This is a genomic window from Frigidibacter sp. RF13, assembly GCF_026626305.1.
GTDB lineage: Bacteria > Pseudomonadota > Alphaproteobacteria > Rhodobacterales > Rhodobacteraceae > TMP-24.
Map to the genome: position 1 here is coordinate 41025 of NZ_JAPNUE010000010.1, position 15462 is coordinate 56486.

Annotated in this window: 16 protein-coding genes; 12 read left to right on the top strand and 4 right to left on the bottom strand. The window is 65.1% G+C overall.

Annotated features, from left to right (window positions below):
• Positions 1 to 68 precede the first annotated feature (68 nt).
• Positions 69 to 770: a Crp/Fnr family transcriptional regulator gene (locus OU426_RS15590; RefSeq protein WP_267634991.1), complete on the top strand. Its 702-nt coding sequence runs from the start codon at positions 69 to 71 to the stop codon at positions 768 to 770.
• On the opposite strand, the gene miaB is transcribed toward OU426_RS15590, so the two are convergent.
• A complete protein-coding gene (gene miaB / locus OU426_RS15595; RefSeq protein ID WP_267634992.1) occupies positions 767 to 2077 on the bottom strand; it encodes a tRNA (N6-isopentenyl adenosine(37)-C2)-methylthiotransferase MiaB in 1311 nt (436 codons plus the stop codon). The genes OU426_RS15590 and miaB overlap by 4 nt on opposite strands.
• Positions 2078 to 2188: 111 nt before the next feature.
• Here miaB and OU426_RS15600 point away from each other — a divergent pair, with 111 nt between their 5' ends.
• On the top strand, positions 2189 to 3058 hold the full coding sequence (locus OU426_RS15600) for a hypothetical protein (protein ID WP_267634993.1): 870 nt from the start codon (positions 2189 to 2191) through the stop codon (positions 3056 to 3058).
• A gap of 157 nt (positions 3059 to 3215) precedes the next feature.
• On the opposite strand, the gene irrA is transcribed toward OU426_RS15600, so the two are convergent.
• Positions 3216 to 3650 carry an iron response transcriptional regulator IrrA gene (irrA, locus tag OU426_RS15605; protein ID WP_267634994.1) on the bottom strand — a complete coding sequence of 145 codons (435 nt, stop codon included), beginning with the start codon at positions 3648 to 3650 and terminating at the stop codon, positions 3216 to 3218.
• Positions 3651 to 3791: 141 nt separating this feature from the next.
• Here irrA and fabA point away from each other — a divergent pair, with 141 nt between their 5' ends.
• The 10 genes from fabA (at position 3792) to OU426_RS15655 (ending at position 13527) form a co-directional block, all read left to right on the top strand.
• A complete protein-coding gene (gene fabA, locus OU426_RS15610; RefSeq protein WP_267634995.1) occupies positions 3792 to 4301 on the top strand; it encodes a bifunctional 3-hydroxydecanoyl-ACP dehydratase/trans-2-decenoyl-ACP isomerase in 510 nt (169 codons plus the stop codon).
• Positions 4302 to 4322: 21 nt separating this feature from the next.
• Positions 4323 to 5552, top strand: a complete 1230-nt coding sequence (gene fabB / locus OU426_RS15615) for a beta-ketoacyl-ACP synthase I (protein ID WP_267634996.1) — start codon at positions 4323 to 4325, stop codon at positions 5550 to 5552.
• A gap of 7 nt (positions 5553 to 5559) precedes the next feature.
• On the top strand, positions 5560 to 6354 hold the full coding sequence (locus OU426_RS15620; protein ID WP_267634997.1) for an enoyl-ACP reductase FabI: 795 nt from the start codon (positions 5560 to 5562) through the stop codon (positions 6352 to 6354).
• 25 nt (positions 6355 to 6379) lie between these two features.
• Positions 6380 to 7066: a haloacid dehalogenase type II gene (locus tag OU426_RS15625; RefSeq protein WP_267634998.1), complete on the top strand. Its 687-nt coding sequence runs from the start codon at positions 6380 to 6382 to the stop codon at positions 7064 to 7066.
• A gap of 99 nt (positions 7067 to 7165) precedes the next feature.
• A complete protein-coding gene (locus tag OU426_RS15630) occupies positions 7166 to 7951 on the top strand; it encodes a metalloprotease (protein ID WP_267634999.1) in 786 nt (261 codons plus the stop codon).
• Positions 7948 to 9456, top strand: coding sequence for a hypothetical protein (locus OU426_RS15635; protein WP_267635000.1), 1509 nt, complete (start codon positions 7948 to 7950; stop codon positions 9454 to 9456). The genes OU426_RS15630 and OU426_RS15635 overlap by 4 nt, the downstream gene beginning before the upstream one ends.
• A 90-nt stretch (positions 9457 to 9546) precedes the next feature.
• Complete coding sequence (locus tag OU426_RS15640) at positions 9547 to 10374, top strand: alpha/beta fold hydrolase (RefSeq protein WP_267635001.1); 828 nt, start codon at positions 9547 to 9549, stop codon at positions 10372 to 10374.
• Positions 10371 to 11348 (top strand): threonine ammonia-lyase, encoded by a 978-nt coding sequence (locus tag OU426_RS15645; RefSeq protein WP_267635003.1) that lies wholly within the window; start codon positions 10371 to 10373, stop codon positions 11346 to 11348. The genes OU426_RS15640 and OU426_RS15645 overlap by 4 nt, the downstream gene beginning before the upstream one ends.
• Positions 11345 to 12124 carry a 3-oxoadipate enol-lactonase gene (gene pcaD / locus OU426_RS15650; protein WP_267635004.1) on the top strand — a complete coding sequence of 260 codons (780 nt, stop codon included), beginning with the start codon at positions 11345 to 11347 and terminating at the stop codon, positions 12122 to 12124. The genes OU426_RS15645 and pcaD overlap by 4 nt, the downstream gene beginning before the upstream one ends.
• Positions 12125 to 12279: 155 nt before the next feature.
• Complete coding sequence (locus OU426_RS15655) at positions 12280 to 13527, top strand: mandelate racemase/muconate lactonizing enzyme family protein (RefSeq protein WP_267635006.1); 1248 nt, start codon at positions 12280 to 12282, stop codon at positions 13525 to 13527.
• Positions 13528 to 13612: 85 nt separating this feature from the next.
• Here OU426_RS15655 and OU426_RS15660 read toward each other — a convergent pair whose 3' ends face one another.
• Positions 13613 to 14722 (bottom strand): histone deacetylase-like amidohydrolase, encoded by a 1110-nt coding sequence (locus OU426_RS15660; RefSeq protein WP_267635007.1) that lies wholly within the window; start codon positions 14720 to 14722, stop codon positions 13613 to 13615.
• 65 nt (positions 14723 to 14787) lie between these two features.
• Positions 14788 to 15396 (bottom strand): glutathione S-transferase family protein, encoded by a 609-nt coding sequence (locus OU426_RS15665; RefSeq protein ID WP_267635008.1) that lies wholly within the window; start codon positions 15394 to 15396, stop codon positions 14788 to 14790.
• Between the last annotated feature and the right edge of the window lie 66 nt (positions 15397 to 15462).

Here is a 15462-nt window from a genome sequence, read left to right on the forward strand (position 1 = left end):
AATCTTGTATGCGCTACTGACTGGCGTTTCCACATCTGCTAAGCGTGCAGCATCGGACGGATGTGGATATGAAACCCGAAATTCAGGCGCTCGCGCGACGCGCACTTCTGCTCGCAACGCTTCCAGACGGGGTCGCCGCAGAGCTTTTGCAGCAGGCGCGGGTGCGCGATCTGGATCGGGGCTCGACCGTCTTTCTGCAGGGTGAGCCCGCGAGCGCTATCTATATCGTCATTGATGGCTGGGTGAAGCTCTACCGGATCGCGCCAAACGGGGCCGAGGCCATCGTCGGGGTCTTCACCAAAGGCGCGAGCTTCGGCGAAGCGGTGGCTTTCCGCCATGACACCTATCCGGTCTCGGCCGAGGCGGTGACGGAATGCACCCTGGTCCGGATCGAGGCGGATGTCTTCCTGCGCCTGTTGCGGGAAAATCCTGATATCGCGATCTCGATGCTGTCATCGACTTTCGCGCATCTTCACCTGCTGGTGGCACAGGTCGAACAGCTGAAAGCCCAGACCGGCGCGCAACGTGTGGCGGAGTTCCTTCTCGAACTCGCTCCCTGCCCGGCGGGTGCCTGCCGGGTCACGCTTCCCTATGACAAGGTGCTGATCGCCGGTCGGCTGGGCATGAAGCCCGAAAGCCTCAGCCGCGCCTTTTCGCGCCTGAAGGGGCAGGGCGTCACCATCCGCCAGAATGTGGCCGAGATCGCCGATATCCACCGCCTGCGCGATTATGCCGAGGCCGACCCCGCGCTGGCCTGGTCGCGGGACTAGACCCGTTCGCCGGTCAGAGAATTGGGAGCGCTCGCGGTGATCCGGACCCGCGCGATCTCTCCGACCTGCGCTGTCCGGTCCATGACATGGACGGCATGCAGATAGTCAGACTTGCCGCCCATCTGGCCGGCAAGCCGCCCCGGCTTTTCGTAAAGGACCGAAACCTCGCGCCCGACCATTGCTTGCTGAGCGGCGCGCTGCTGGTCGAGGATCAGCGCCTGCAATTCCTGTAACCGTGCATCGGCGACGTCCGCCGCAACCGGCGTGCGTTCCGCCGCAGGCGTGCCGGGGCGGGCGGAATATTTGAAGGAATAGGCCATGCCGTAGTTCACGGCGCGGATCAGATCCATCGTCGCCGCGAAATCCGCGTCCGTCTCGCCCGGGAAGCCCACGATGAAATCGCCCGACATCATCATGTCGGGTCGTGCCAAGCGGATCCTCTCGATCAGGCGCAGATAGGCCTCGGCCGTGTGCTTGCGGTTCATCGCCTTCAGAATCCGGTCCGATCCCGACTGCACCGGCAGATGCAGATAGGGCATCAACTTCGGCTGCTCGCCATGGGCTGCGATCAGGTCATCGCCCATGTCGTTTGGGTGCGAGGTCGTATAGCGGATACGGTCGAGCCCGTCGATCTTCGCCAGCGCCCGGACGAGCCGGGCGAGCGTCCAGCCGTCGTCGCCGTGATAGCCATTCACGTTCTGGCCCAGAAGCGTGATTTCCCGCACGCCTTTTTCCACCAGCTTCCGCGCTTCCGTCAGAATGCGCTCCGCCGGGCGGCTGACCTCGGCGCCGCGGGTGTAGGGCACCACGCAGAAGGCGCAGAACTTGTCGCAGCCTTCCTGCACCGTCAGAAAGGCGGTGGGCCGGGCCTTCGCCATCGGCCGGTCGGGCAGATGGTCGAACTTGTCCTCGGCCGGAAACTCGGTGTCGACGGTCTTCTCGCCCCGCGCCGCGGCCTTCGCCATCGCGGGCAGCCGGTGATAGCTTTGCGGCCCCACCACCAGATCGACCAGCGGCATCCGCCGCAAAATCTCCTCGCCCTCGGCCTGGGCGACGCAGCCCGCCACGCCGATCTTCAGATCGGGCTTACCGGCTTTCAGCGACCGCAGCCGCCCGAGATCGGAATAGAGCTTCTCAGAGGCTTTCTCGCGGATATGGCAGGTGTTGAGAAGGACCATGTCCGCCTCTTCCTGCAGCTCGGTCGTGACATAGCCTTCCGCGCCCAGAGCCTCGGCCATGCGCTCGCTGTCATAGACATTCATCTGACAGCCGTAGGTCTTGATAAAAAGCTTCTTCGGCTCTGGCATCGTCGGGGTCTTTCCGCGGGACCGGGCGCTTCTACCGCAAAGCGGGCGGCCCCCGCAATGGCGGGGCTTGATTTGGCCCGCCCGATCGGGAAGGTGAGGGGCGGAGGCGGAATGAACTTCAACGGATTAGAGGATTTCCTGACGCGGGGACGGGCGGTGCTGGCCAAGGGGCCGGTGGCGCTGATCTTTGCCGAGGACGGGGTGGAACTGACCTCGACCGTTGCCCATCACCTGAAGCTCGGCTTCCGGTCGGTCGCGGTGCTGAAACCCGAGGCGGTCGATTGGGCACCCGAGGCCGAGACCGCCGCGCGCCTGTCCGTGGTGACCTTCGATCCCTTCCCGCGCGATGCGGTGCCTCAGGCTCTGACAAGGATCATGGCGGTGACGCCTGAGGCGACCTGGCTCTACTGGGGCTACAACGCCGAATATCTGCTCTTCCCCTTCTGCGAGACGCGGACGGTGGGCGAGATGCTCGCCTTCCACGCCGAGGAGCGGCGACAGGCGATGATCGCCTATGTGATCGACCTCTATGCGCCGGATCTGCAGGCCCACCCCGATGGCGTGACGCTGGGCAACGCCCATTTCGACCGCTCGGGCTATTACGCCGCAGCGCGCTACCGCGACGGCCAGCCGCTGGACCGGCAGATGGAAGTCTTCGGCGGCATCCGCTGGCGGTTCGAGGAACATATCCCCTGGAAAAGCCGCCGTCTTGACCGCGTGGCGCTGATCCGGCCGGAAAAGGGGCTGGAAATGCGCCCCGATTTCACCCTGTCGGAGGAGGAGCGCAACACGATCTCCTGCCCCTGGCACAATAACCTCACTGCCGCCGTCGCCTCGTTCCGCACGGCAAAGGCACTCCGCGCCAATCCCGGCTCGAAATGGGCGATCGGCAATTTCCTCTGGCGCGGCTCAGAGCGGTTCGACTGGTCGTCGAAACAGCTGCTCGACGCGGGCATGATGGAACCCGGCCAGTGGTTCTGAGACGGTCCGTCTACGGGGGGCTCATCCGCCCTGTCAGGCGTCTTCGCCGCGAAGAGGACTGAAAGGCCCGATGAGCGACCTGATTAGGCGAGGGGCGGTCAGGAAACCCGCCTGCTGACATACTGCCGTCCTAGGTGCGGTTTGGAATGCGGCAGACCTACCGCCGCCTGAGGCGGATCACCACATCGACGCGTGTCACCTCGGTGTCGTGGGGTGCCTGCGGCAGGCGGGCGATATCCAGCTCTTCCTTCGGCGCGTCGGTCAGTTCGGCGGATTCTTCCCAGTAGAAATGCGGATGGTCATCCAGCCTGGTGTCGAAATAGGACCGCGAGCCATCCACCGTGATCTCGCTCATCAGCCCGGCCTCGCAGAAGGCGCGGAGCGTGTTGTAGACGGTGGCGAGCGACACCGTCTCGCCCGCGTCGCGGGCCGCACCGAAGAGCCATTCGGCAGTGACATGGCGGTCCTTGCCGTCGCCAACCAGAAGCGTCGCCAAAGCCACACGCTGCCGCGTCGGCCTCAGGCCCGCGCCATCCAGCCAGCGTGTGCCGCGCTCTTCGGCGGCTTTCTGCGAAGCGGTCAAATCCGTCATGCCACCCTTATACGGCAGCTTCGCGCACAAATTCAATCGGGACACGGTCTTTTGCGGGACGGCGGGGCAGTTGCGCTTGCCCTTGCGAGGGGCGGAATGTTACAGGGCCTGTAACGAAACGCGATCAAACAGGCGGGGCGAATGGCGCTTTATCCTTCGAGCTTCTCAAAGGAAGACCTACTGAAATGCGCGCGGGGGGACCTCTTCGGCCCTGGCAATGCGCAGCTGCCCGCGCCGCCCATGCTGATGATGGACCGGATCACCGATATTTCGGAAGACCGGGGCGAGCATGGCAAGGGCCATGTGGTGGCCGAATTCGACATCACGCCGGACCTGTGGTTCTTCGACTGCCATTTCCCCGGCAACCCGATCATGCCGGGCTGCCTCGGGCTGGACGGACTGTGGCAGCTCACCGGTTTCAACCTTGGCTGGCGCGGCTGGGAGGGGCGCGGTTATGCGCTGGGCGTGGGCGAGGTGAAACTGACCGGCATGGTGCGGCCTGACCGCAAAATGCTGACCTACAAGGTCGACTTCACCAAGGCCATCCAGACCCGCCGCCTGACGATGGGCGTCGCCAACGGCATTGTCGAAGCCGACGGCGAGGTTATCTATCAGGTCACGGATATGAAGGTCGCCCTCTCGGCGAACTGACGGAATTGAAGGAGTAGGCCCATGCGCCGCGTCGTCATCACCGGTATGGGGATCATTTCGCCCATCGGCAATTCTGTGGCCGAGGTCGAAGCCTCCCTGCGCGCCGGAAAATCCGGTATCGTCTTCTCGCCCGACTATGCCGAGCACGGCTTCCGCAGCCAGGTGCACGGCAAGCCGCAGATCGTGCTTGAGGATCACATCGACAAGCGCAACCTGCGCTTCATGGGGCCGGGGGCGGCCTACAACTTCCTCGCCATGGAACAGGCGATCGCCGACAGCGGGCTGGAGGAAACAGACGTCTCGAACGAGCGCACCGGCCTGGTGATGGGCTCGGGCGGGCCGTCGACCTCGAACTTCTTCGTGGCCTTCGACACGGTCATCAACAAGGGCGCGCCGAAGCGCATGGGCCCGTTCATGGTGACACGCTGCATGTCGTCGACCAACTCGGCCTGCCTTGCGACGCCCTTCAAGATCAAGGGCGTGAACTATTCGATCACTTCGGCCTGCTCGACCAGCGCGCATTGCATCGGCAATGGCGTGGAACTGATCCAGATGGGCAAGCAGGATGTGGTTTTCGCCGGCGGCGGCGAGGAGCTGGACTGGACGCTGTCGTGCCTCTTCGACGCGATGGGGGCGATGTCGTCCAAGTACAACGATGCACCGGAAACTGCATCCCGCACCTACGACGCGACCCGCGACGGGTTCGTGATTGCGGGCGGCGGCGGGGTCGTGGTGCTGGAGGAGCTTAGCCACGCGCTGGCGCGCGGCGCGAAGATCTATGGCGAGGTCACTGGTTACGGCGCGACTTCGGACGGCTATGATATGGTCGCGCCCTCGGGCGAGGGCGGCGAGCGGTCGATGCGGCTGGCGGTCTCGACCCTGCCCGAAGGGCGAACGATCGACTATATCAACAGCCACGGCACCTCAACGCCGGTGGGCGACGTGACCGAAATGGATGCGATCCGCCGCGTCTTTGGCAAGGGCTCGACCCCGCCCGTTGCCTCGACGAAATCGCTGACCGGCCATTCCTTGGGCGCGACCGGTGTGCATGAGGCGATCTATTCGCTGATCATGATGAACAAGGACTTCATCGCCGCTTCGGCCAATGTCACCACGCTTGATCCTGCCCTTGACCCGGCGGAAATTGTCACCACTCTCCGGGAGGGTGTAAAACTGGATTCGGTTCTCTCGAACTCGTTCGGGTTCGGCGGCACGAATGCCACGCTGGTCATGAGCAGATACCTGGGGTGAGGGGCAGATGCCGGAACTGATGAAGGGCAAGCGCGGGCTCGTTATGGGCGTCGCGAACGAACGGTCGATCGCCTGGGGGATTGCCAAGGCACTGGCCGACGAGGGCGCGGAACTTGCCTTTTCCTATCAGGGCGAAGCCTTCGGCAAGCGGGTCGAGCCCTTGGCCGCCTCGGTCGGCTCGGATTTCCTCGTCGATGTCGATGTCACGAACGATGAAAGCCTGGACGCCTGTTTCGCGGGCCTCAAGGCGCGCTGGGGGACAATGGACTTCCTTGTCCACGCCATCGCCTATTCCGACAAGAACGAGCTTACCGGGCGTTTCATCAACACCAGCCGCGCGAATTTCAAACAGTCGCTCGACATTTCCTGCTTTTCCTTCATCGACGTCGCGCGGCGCGCGTCCGAGATGATGCCCGAGGGCGGGTCTCTCATCACGCTAACTTATGGCGGGTCGAACCGGGTGACGCCCAACTACAATGTGATGGGCGTCGCGAAGGCGGCACTTGAAAGCTCGGTGCGCTATTTGGCCAACGACCTTGGCCCGCAACAGGTCCGCGTGAACGCCATATCGCCCGGTCCGATGAAGACCCTCGCCGGGGCAGCGATTGGCGGCGCGCGTGCCACTTTCCGCCATACCGAGGCGAACGCGCCCTTGCGCGCCAACGCGACGCTGGAGGCGATCGGCGGCACGGCGGTCTATCTGCTCTCCGGCCATGGCGCCTGCACCACCGGCGAGATCATCCGGGTGGACGGCGGCTTCCACGTCCTCGGCATGCCGCAGCAGGACCATCTGGGCGGATGATCTGTGTCCGCGAAGGGAGGTAGCTATGCCCGTCGCGACCGTGATCTTTGACGCTTACGGCACGCTCTTTGATGTAGCAGGTGCCGCGCGCCGTGCGGCGGCGGAGCCGGGGGGCGAGCGGCTGGGCACGATCTGGCCGAAGCTCGCCGAGGACTGGCGGAGGAAGCAGCTCGAATATACCTGGCTCCGGGCGATCATGGGGCAGCATGCCGATTTTGCGCAGGTAACGGCCGAGGGGCTCGACTGGGCTTTGGAGGCGGCTGGGATCGGCGATCCGACGCTGCGGGCGCGGCTTCTGGCGCTTTACGACGAATTGCCCGCCTATCCGGAAGTACCCGCGATGCTTGAGGCGCTGAAGGCCATGGGCCTGCCGCGCGCGATCCTGTCGAACGGCACGCCCTCGATGCTTGCCGCCGCGACGCGTTCTGCCGGGATCGAAAGCCTCCTTGACGCCTGCCTGTCGGTCGAAAGCATCGGCAACTTCAAGCCCGACGCGCGGGTCTATGCGCTGGTGACCGCGCATTTCGGTTGCGTGGCTGATGAGGTGCTTTTCGTCTCTTCAAACGGCTGGGACGTGGCGGGTGCAAGCGCCTTCGGTTTCCGCACGCTTTGGGTGAACCGCGCGGGCCTGCCGGTCGACCGCCTGCCCGCAGGCCCCCACCATATCCTGTCCGATCTCACCGGCCTGCCTGCACTTGCGGCCGAAGGCTGACCGATAGGCCACAGGTCGCAGCGATGCCTTTGTGCGGCCTTTCCAACGCCCGACTTTGCGCTATGCAGGTCTCGTGCAGGTTGTAACCACGGAAGACCGATGCTCGCGCTCTTGATTTCGCTATCGCTCTGCGCCGGTACCGGCCTGATCCTGATGGGTGGCCTCAAGGGCCATCGCGGCCTGCAGGTGGTCGGCCTTGACCCCGAGGCGATGGGCATGGGCCTGCTGGCGATCCTTGCCGCCGGGTATTTCTGGGGGCCGATGGTCGGCGCCGCGCTGATCCTCGCCGTGATGATCCACGAGTTCGGCCATGTCGCCGCCTACCGGATCTGCGGCCATGCCGACGCCCGCTTTCGCCTTGTGCCGCTGATGGGGGGGCTTGCGATTTCGAACAGCTTGCCCGCGAGCCAGGAAAAGCAGTTCTTCATCTCGCTCATGGGCCCGGCAATCGGCCTCGCACCCATGGTCCTGTCGCTGAGCCTCTTCGAGCTCACCTACGACCGCGCGCCTCAGGCAGCCTGGTTCTTCTGGACCTTCGGCCAGGTGACGGCGGTCCTGAATTTCTTCAACCTCCTGCCGCTCTGGCCGCTCGACGGCTCGAAATGCCTCCGCCCCATCCTCGCGACCTTCTGGCCCGAGGCGGTCCGCCCCGCGACGCTTCTGATGTCTGGCATCGCCTTTGCGACGGCGGTCTACCTGAAATCGCTCCTCCTGATTTTCTTCTGCCTTATGACGACACGCTCGCTTGCCCAAGCCGACATATTCTCGCGTCTTCAGCGCCCGATGCCGAAAGGCCGGGCGCTTCTTTGCCTCGCCTGCTATCTTTCCACGCTTGCCGCCTTTTTCATGGGGTCCGGCAGCTATATTGCGGCGCTGCTGGGATGAGCGGACCCGCGAAACATACCCGCTCGCCGGGGTTCCCGGCTGCGGTGGGGCTTCTCTTCTACCTCGGCCTTCTGATGTACTGGTTCAGTGGCGCACCGATCAATCATGACAGTTCGTGGTTCCTGCATGCGACCGCGGAATGGCTGCGCGGCGCGCGGCTTTACCAGGACATCATGGAGGTCAACCCGCCGCTGATCTTTCTTCACCATGTTCCGGCGGTGCTTCTCTCAGATGTCTTGGGCATCACCCGCACCCAAGCCTTCTATGCGACGATCCTCGCCCTCATCTTCGCAAGCCTGTGGTGGAGCGGGCAGATCGTGGCGCGCACCCACGGCAGGCGAACGGCATTGGTATTCCTGGCCGGCAGCGCGCTGGCGCTGGTCTTTCCCTTCTCGATCTACTTCGGCCAACGCGAACATTTCCTCGTGATCTTCCTCTGGCCCTATCTCGCAGCCCATCTGACAGAGGGCCGGCCGGATGCAGGGTGGCGCGCGGTGACGCGGGCGCTCTTTGCAGCGTTCGGTGTTCTCCTGAAACCCTATTTCATCCTCATCCCGCTTACGGTTACATTTGGGCGTTTGCTATCCGAACGCGACCCGCGCGCCGTACTGTCTTGCGGAAATCTAACATTCGGTGTGGCCGGAGTCGTATATGTCCTCGCCGCGTGGTTGCTCTTACCGGCTTATTTCGAATCGATAGTGCCGCTCGCCGTCGCGACCTATGACGCCTATCGGTTGACCCCGGTTGAGCTGGCAAGCGCTTCGCAACCCTGGCTCGTCATTCCACTGTTTGCGGTTAGTGCCGCCGCTTGGCGAGCCGGGCTGCCCCGTGGCCTGCCCTATGCACTGCTTGCCGCGACAGGCGCGCTTGGCGCTTACCTGGCGCAAGGGAATGGTTTCGACTATCACGCCATCCCGCTCTTCGCGCTTCTGTGCCTGTATTACACTTGGCTCGCCGCCGCAGCGCCCGGCGGGCCGACCCTTGCTCTCGGGCTCGCGGCTCTCGCGCTGCAAGCCCAGTTCACTTTCCGCGCCCATCCCTACAGCTATGCGATGGAAGAAGTCTTCGCCCCCTACATGTCCGGCCCGGACCGGGCACGGAGCATCGTGGCGGTGTCGCCGGACATCATGCCTTACTTCCCGCTGGTCGACCTGTACGGCACAGAGTGGGAGGGGCGTTTTCCAGTGCAATGGCCAGTCGTCGGGCCATTGCTGGAACTTGCCCGGACCGATTGCGCGACGGCGCCAGATCGCTGCGCAGAGTTGAATGATCGCATAGCAGGGACCGTCGATCTCGTCGCGCAGGACATTCGCGACAAGAAGCCCGACCTTGTGGTTTTTGACAGCAGATCACCCTTCTTCTGGCCGCTCGATAGCGACAGACGATACGATCTTCAGAAGCGCTATTTTGCCGAACCTTCCTTCGCTGCCGCCATGGCGGACTACCGGTTCGTCGGCGAGGCTGAAAATCACCGATTTTGGCGCAGAATCGTCCCTTTGCCCTAACGGTGGGTATCGGTCGACTTTGTAGCCGGTACATCTTCACGCTTGTCCCCGATCGTGGCCGCAGCCAGTCTGCGCCCGCAAGGAGGCAGCATGACGGTTGATTTCTTTACCGCCGCCGATGGGGCGCGGCTTGCCTATCGGGAAGAGGGCAGGGGCTTGCCGGTGATCGCGCTGGCCGGGCTGACGCGGGCGCATACAGATTTCGATTTCCTCGCGCCACACCTGACCGGCCTGCGGCTGATCCGGCCCGACTATCGCGGCCGGGGCGCGTCGGAGCGGACCGGTGCCGCGACCTACACGATCCCGCAGGAGGCGCAGGACGTGCTTGCGCTGATGGATCACCTCGCGCTCGACCGGGCCGCGATCCTCGGCACCTCGCGCGGCGGGTTGATCGGCATGGCGCTGGCGGCCACGGCAAAGGACCGGCTCCTCGGTCTTTGCCTGAATGACGTCGGCCCGGTGGTCGAACGGGCGGGGCTTGAGAAGATCTTCGACTATGTCGGCCGCAACCCTGCCGCCAAGTCCATCGACCAGCTGGTCGAGCGCTTTTCCCGCACCATGGCGGGCTTTGCCAATGTGCCCAAGGCACGCTGGCGCGCCTTTGCCGAGCGGCTTTACACGGAAGGGCCGCGCGGGTTGGAAATCCGCTACGACCCGGCGCTGCGCATGTCCTTCCTTGCCGCTTTCGAAGGGCCGCCGGTAGATCTCTGGCCGCTGTTCGACGCATGTGCGGGCTTGCCGCTCGCACTGATCCGGGGGGCGAATTCCGATCTCCTCTCGTCCGAAACCGCGACCGAGATGCGCCGCCGCCGCCCTGACATGATCTTTGCCGACGTGCCCGACCGCGCGCATGTGCCCTTCCTGGACGAGCCGGAGGCGCTGGCGGCCATCCGGTCCTGGCTGGAGTTGATGGAATGAATATCGAGATGATCCGCGCGGCGCAGGCGCGCATCGGCGCGCGCCTCAGGTACACGCCGTTCCTCTCTTCGCCCTTCCTCGATCGGATCGCCGGGCGGCGGATATTGGTGAAGCCCGAATGCCTGCAGCATACGGGATCGTTCAAGTACCGGGGTGCCTCTGCTGCGCTGTCCGCGCTGACGCCAGAAGCCCGGGCGCGAGGCGTGGTGGCCTTTTCCTCCGGCAACCATGCCCAAGGCGTGGCACTGGCCGGGGCCGAGCAGGGCGCGCCGGTGGTGATCCTGATGCCGTCGGATGCGCCTGCGGTGAAGATCGCCAACACTCGCGCGTTGGGTGCGGAGGTCATCCTCTATGACCGCCAGACCGAGGACCGCGACGCGCTGGGCGCACGGATCGCCGGGGATCGCGGCCTGACGCTCGTGCGCCCTTATGACGATCCTCAAGTCATCGCGGGCCAGGGGACAGTCGGCCTGGAGATCGCCGCCGAGGCGCGCGCGCTCGGAATCGGGCGGGCCGAAGTGTTCGTGCCCTGCGGCGGCGGCGGGCTGACCTCTGGCATCGCGCTCGCGCTCGAGGCTGACGCACCGGGCCTGAGCGTGCGTCCCTGCGAGCCCGAAACCCACGACGACATGCGCCGGTCGCTGGTGGCAGGCGCGATCCGCGCCAATGAAAACCCGCGCCCCAGCCTTTGTGACGCGATCGTCACACCTCAGCCGGGCAACATCACCTTTCCGCTGGTCTCTGCCCGTGCCGGTCGGGGCCTTGCGGTCAGCGATGAAGAGGCGCTGAAAGCAGTGGGCGAGGCCTGGCAGCGGCTCAGGATCGTGGCCGAGCCCGGCGGGGCCGTGGCGCTTGCCGCTGCCCTCTACCGGACGGCCGAAACCGAGGCTGACACGATCATCGCGGTCGTCTCGGGCGGCAATGTCGACGCTGCCGTCTTCCGGCGCGCGCTCGACCTCGTGGAGGCCGCATGAGCGAGCCGCGCCTTCATTGGCAGGAGGAGGGAGATCCAAAGGGTGCGCCGGTCGTCTTCGCCCATGCGCTCGGCCTTGACCTGAGGCTCTGGGACAAGGTTCTGCCGCTGCTGCCGACGGGGCTCCGCCTTATCCGTTTCGACCTGCGCGGGCATGGGCAATCCGAGGTCCCACCCGCCCCTTATGCGATGGGGGCGCTGGTGCGCGACGCTGAGGCGCTGCTCGACCGGCTTGAGGTTCTCGATTGTGTCTTCGTCGGCCTCTCGGTCGGCGGACTGATCGCGCAGGGGCTGGCGGTCAAGCGGCTCGACATGGTGCGCGCGCTCGTCCTGTCGAACACGGCGGCAAAGATCGGCACCCGCGCGATCTGGGAGGGCAGGGTGGAGGCTGTTCGCCAGGGCGGCATCACGGCGATTGCCGATGCGACGCTGGAACGCTGGTTCCCGAAATCCTTCCGCGACGGACCTGATGGGAGGCTCTGGCGTGACAGGCTGCTCTCTACCCCGGTCGAGGGCTATATCGGCGTATCGGCGGCGATCGGCGGGACGGACTTAATCACCCCCACCTCCGGCCTGCGCCTGCCCACCCTGGTCCTCGCGGGCGACCGCGATGGCTCCACCCCGCCCGATCTGGTGCGCGAACTGGCCGACCTCATCCCCGGGTCGGACTTCCGCATCCTGCGCGGCGCCGGGCACCTGCCCCCGGTTGACCAACCCGAGGTGTTCGCGGCGAAGCTCTGCGACTTTCTCACCCGGATCGGGCATAGTTCGAGCTGATCCTCGTCGCGCACGTCGCTTCTCGTCGGGTATCGTGAGGGGCGCACGGAGAGCCACGACGAGCGCTCTGGCTCGTTTGCGGCAGATTCTGTCGCAAATGCAGGGGAAGCGGCGCTGAGCCGAAAGCAGGGTCGGTGCAGAAAAAGGGGACGCCGATGAAACTCAAGGATCTCGAAATCTTCGTCGTGGCGCCGCCCGCGCCGGGATGGGGCGGGCGCTACTGGATCTTCACCAAGCTCACGACCGACAACGGCATCGTGGGCTATGGTGAATGCTACGCCTCGACCGTCGGGCCCGAGGCGATGCGCGCGGTGATCGAGGATGTGTTCAACCGTCATATGGCGGGCACAAATCCCGAAGAGATCGAGCTGATGTACCGCCGGGCCTATTCCTCGGGCTTCACTCAGCGGCCAGACCCCACGGTGATGGGCGCCTTCTCGGGGCTGGAGATCGCCTGCTGGGACATCATCGGCAAGGCACGGAACCGCCCCGTTCACGCACTTCTTGGCGGCAAGCTGAACGAACGGCTCAGGTCCTACACCTACCTCTACCCTGAGCCCGGCAAGGAAATTGGCGAGTTCTGGGTGAATGCCGACATGACCGCCGAGGCGGCGGCACGGTTCGTTGATATGGGCTTCACTGCAGTGAAGTTCGATCCCGCCGGCCCCTATACGATCCGCGGCGGCCATGACCCAAGCCAGTCAGACATCACCCGCTCGGCGCTCTTCTGCAAACGGATCCGCGAGGCGGTGGGCGACCGCGCCGACCTCCTGTTCGGCACACACGGCCAGTTCAACATCGCGGGCGCGGTCAGGCTCGCGCAGGCGATCGAACCCTACGGACCCTTGTGGTACGAAGAACCGATCCCGCCCGACAACCTTCTCGATTTCGCCGAAGTGCAGAAAGCGGTGCGCATCCCGGTCGCAACCGGCGAGCGCTTCACCACCAAGGCAGAATTCGCGACTGTCCTCAGGACGGGGGGCGCGCGCATCCTGCAACCGGCGCTTGGCCGCGCGGGCGGCATCTGGGAATGCAAGAAGATCGCCGCCATCGCCGAGGTCTTCACCGCCCAGATGGCGCCGCACCTTTACGCCGGCCCGGTGGAATGGGCGGCGAACGTCCAGCTTGGCGCCTCGATCCCCAACCTCCTGATGGTCGAAACGATCGAGACAGGCGGGGCATTCCATCTGAAACTCATCAAGAATTCGATCCGCTGGGAAGAGGGCTATGTGATCGTCCCTGACGCGCCGGGCCTCGGCATCGACTTCGACGAGGATCTCGCCCGTGCCCATCCCTATACCGGAACCGGTCTGCATCTGCAGATGCAGGAAGCGCCCTGCGATTACGCGCGCCCGAACTGGTTCGAGGGCGGCGCGCCTACGACGACCCGGCCCAAGGCCTGAGGCACCGGATTTCGGCACGAAATTCGGCCGGAACCCGTCACGGGTTCAGGTCCGCAATTTATGCAGGATTTCGGCCCCTCCCGCGTTACAGGCCGAAGGCTTCGGCGAGCGCAGCGAGCCGCTCGGCCTCCAGACGGTCGAATTCGTCGGGTGGCTGCTGGTCATTCAGAAGCGGCAAGAACGGGTCCCTGACCTCGGTCTGCTCACCCGACAGCGCCTCGATGGTTGCAAGGCCGCAGAAGGGCACGACCGCCTCGGCGTAACCACCCTCATGCACCATCACCAACCGCCCGCCGCACAGTACCTCCGCTGCTTGCCGCAGCCGCTCCGTCATGACGTGGAAAGTCTCGCTCGTTGCCAGCATCCGTGCGAGTGGATCGCAGCCGTTTGCGTCGAAGCCGCAGGCGACGATAATCAGGTCGGGCCGGAACCGCGCGAGCGCGGGCAGCACGATCCGGTCGATCGCGGCAAGGTAGGAGATATGCCCCCCGCCCGGCATCAGCGGGATATTGATGTTGAAGCCATCACCCTTGCCCTCGCCCCGTTCCCCGGCAAAGCCGGTATCGGTCGGATAGCATTTCTCCTGGTGAAGCGAGATGGTCAGCACATCGTCGCGGCCGTAATAGATCGCCTGTGTGCCATTGCCGTGATGGACATCCCAGTCCACGACGGCGACACGGCCAAGTCCATGACGTGCCTTCGCGGCCTCGATGGCAATGGCGATATTGGCGAGCAGGCAGAAGCCCATCGGCCGGTCGGGCAGGCAATGGTGCCCCGGTGGACGGGAGAGCGCATAGGCATTGGCAAGCGCGCCCGACACCACCTGATCGACGGCGGCAAGGGCGAGGCCCGCCGACTGGCAGGCGATCTCGAAACTGCCGCGCCCGAAGGGCGCATCCTCACCCAGATCGCCGCCCCGCTTGCGGCTCGCCACGCGGAACGCCTCAAGATAGCTGGCCGGGTGGACCCGGCGCAGGTCTTCGTCCGATGCGGGCGGCGCGGATTGCGCCGCAAGGCGGGCGGTTAGGCCCGATACATCCATCAGCGCCTTCATGCGCCGCTTGCTTTCGGGCGATTCCGCATGGCCTGCGGCGGCAGGCGGCTGGACCCAGCCGCCTACCGGCACAAACAGCGCATGCTCCCCGGTCGTGTGCCAGAAACAGAGCTCGTCCCAGAAAAATCCCGTCCCCGCCATCGCGCTCCCCTGTCCGAACCGGCCCCGCCAAGAGAAGCACGCGGGGCCGTCCGGGGGCAAGCGCCTCAGGCCGCCATCCGCGCGGCATCGGCGGCCAGCGTGCGCTGACGCGCGGGCCGCGCCATGCAGCGCGCCACCCAGTCGCGGATCAGATCGTCGTCGGGCGTCGCATCCGGCAACCAGGCGTATGGCGAATGGACCAGAAGATCGGCCGCGCTGTAGCTGCCGCCCAGAAGCCACGGGCCCTCTTCCAGCGCCGCCCGGAGCCGTGCCTTCACCTCTGCGGAGCCCCGGAATGTGCTGGTCAGGTAGGGGTGAGAGAGGCCCGCCATCTCGTGGATCAGCACCGGCTCCAGCACCCCCTGATACCAGGTGAGCCACATGACAAACCGGCCCCAGTCCGCCGTCCCGACCCGTGGCGCGAGACCTCTGTCCGGGAAGAGCGTGGTCAGATGCAGGATGATCGCTGCCCGTTCGGTGATGACCTGCCCGTCATGGACAAGCGCGGGCACCTTCGCCTCGGGATGAGGATTGGCCGGATCGGCGGCGCCCGACCCGTCATGGCGCGGGACGGTGACGACGCGCAGATCGACACGGTCGGCGATATCCATCTCGTCGATAAGCGTGACGATCGCCGAGGAGCGGGAATTGGGTGCGTGAAAGAGGGTCAGCATGATCGGTCCTTTCCGGTTGGTTGCTCTTGCCTTATGCTCCGTTCATCCTGTCAGAACCTGTCAGTA

What these genes read in the sequence shown, in the direction of transcription:
- OU426_RS15590 (WP_267634991.1), top strand. Translation starts at nt 69, where the DNA reads ATGAAACCCGAAATTCAGGCGCTCGCGCGACGCGCACTTCTGCTCGCA.
- miaB (WP_267634992.1), bottom strand. Translation starts at nt 2,077, where the DNA reads ATGCCAGAGCCGAAGAAGCTTTTTATCAAGACCTACGGCTGTCAGATG.
- OU426_RS15600 (WP_267634993.1), top strand. Translation starts at nt 2,189, where the DNA reads ATGAACTTCAACGGATTAGAGGATTTCCTGACGCGGGGACGGGCGGTG.
- irrA (WP_267634994.1), bottom strand. Translation starts at nt 3,650, where the DNA reads ATGACGGATTTGACCGCTTCGCAGAAAGCCGCCGAAGAGCGCGGCACA.
- fabA (WP_267634995.1), top strand. Translation starts at nt 3,792, where the DNA reads ATGGCGCTTTATCCTTCGAGCTTCTCAAAGGAAGACCTACTGAAATGC.
- fabB (WP_267634996.1), top strand. Translation starts at nt 4,323, where the DNA reads ATGCGCCGCGTCGTCATCACCGGTATGGGGATCATTTCGCCCATCGGC.
- OU426_RS15620 (WP_267634997.1), top strand. Translation starts at nt 5,560, where the DNA reads ATGCCGGAACTGATGAAGGGCAAGCGCGGGCTCGTTATGGGCGTCGCG.
- OU426_RS15625 (WP_267634998.1), top strand. Translation starts at nt 6,380, where the DNA reads ATGCCCGTCGCGACCGTGATCTTTGACGCTTACGGCACGCTCTTTGAT.
- OU426_RS15630 (WP_267634999.1), top strand. Translation starts at nt 7,166, where the DNA reads ATGCTCGCGCTCTTGATTTCGCTATCGCTCTGCGCCGGTACCGGCCTG.
- OU426_RS15635 (WP_267635000.1), top strand. Translation starts at nt 7,948, where the DNA reads ATGAGCGGACCCGCGAAACATACCCGCTCGCCGGGGTTCCCGGCTGCG.
- OU426_RS15640 (WP_267635001.1), top strand. Translation starts at nt 9,547, where the DNA reads ATGACGGTTGATTTCTTTACCGCCGCCGATGGGGCGCGGCTTGCCTAT.
- OU426_RS15645 (WP_267635003.1), top strand. Translation starts at nt 10,371, where the DNA reads ATGAATATCGAGATGATCCGCGCGGCGCAGGCGCGCATCGGCGCGCGC.
- pcaD (WP_267635004.1), top strand. Translation starts at nt 11,345, where the DNA reads ATGAGCGAGCCGCGCCTTCATTGGCAGGAGGAGGGAGATCCAAAGGGT.
- OU426_RS15655 (WP_267635006.1), top strand. Translation starts at nt 12,280, where the DNA reads ATGAAACTCAAGGATCTCGAAATCTTCGTCGTGGCGCCGCCCGCGCCG.
- OU426_RS15660 (WP_267635007.1), bottom strand. Translation starts at nt 14,722, where the DNA reads ATGGCGGGGACGGGATTTTTCTGGGACGAGCTCTGTTTCTGGCACACG.
- OU426_RS15665 (WP_267635008.1), bottom strand. Translation starts at nt 15,396, where the DNA reads ATGCTGACCCTCTTTCACGCACCCAATTCCCGCTCCTCGGCGATCGTC.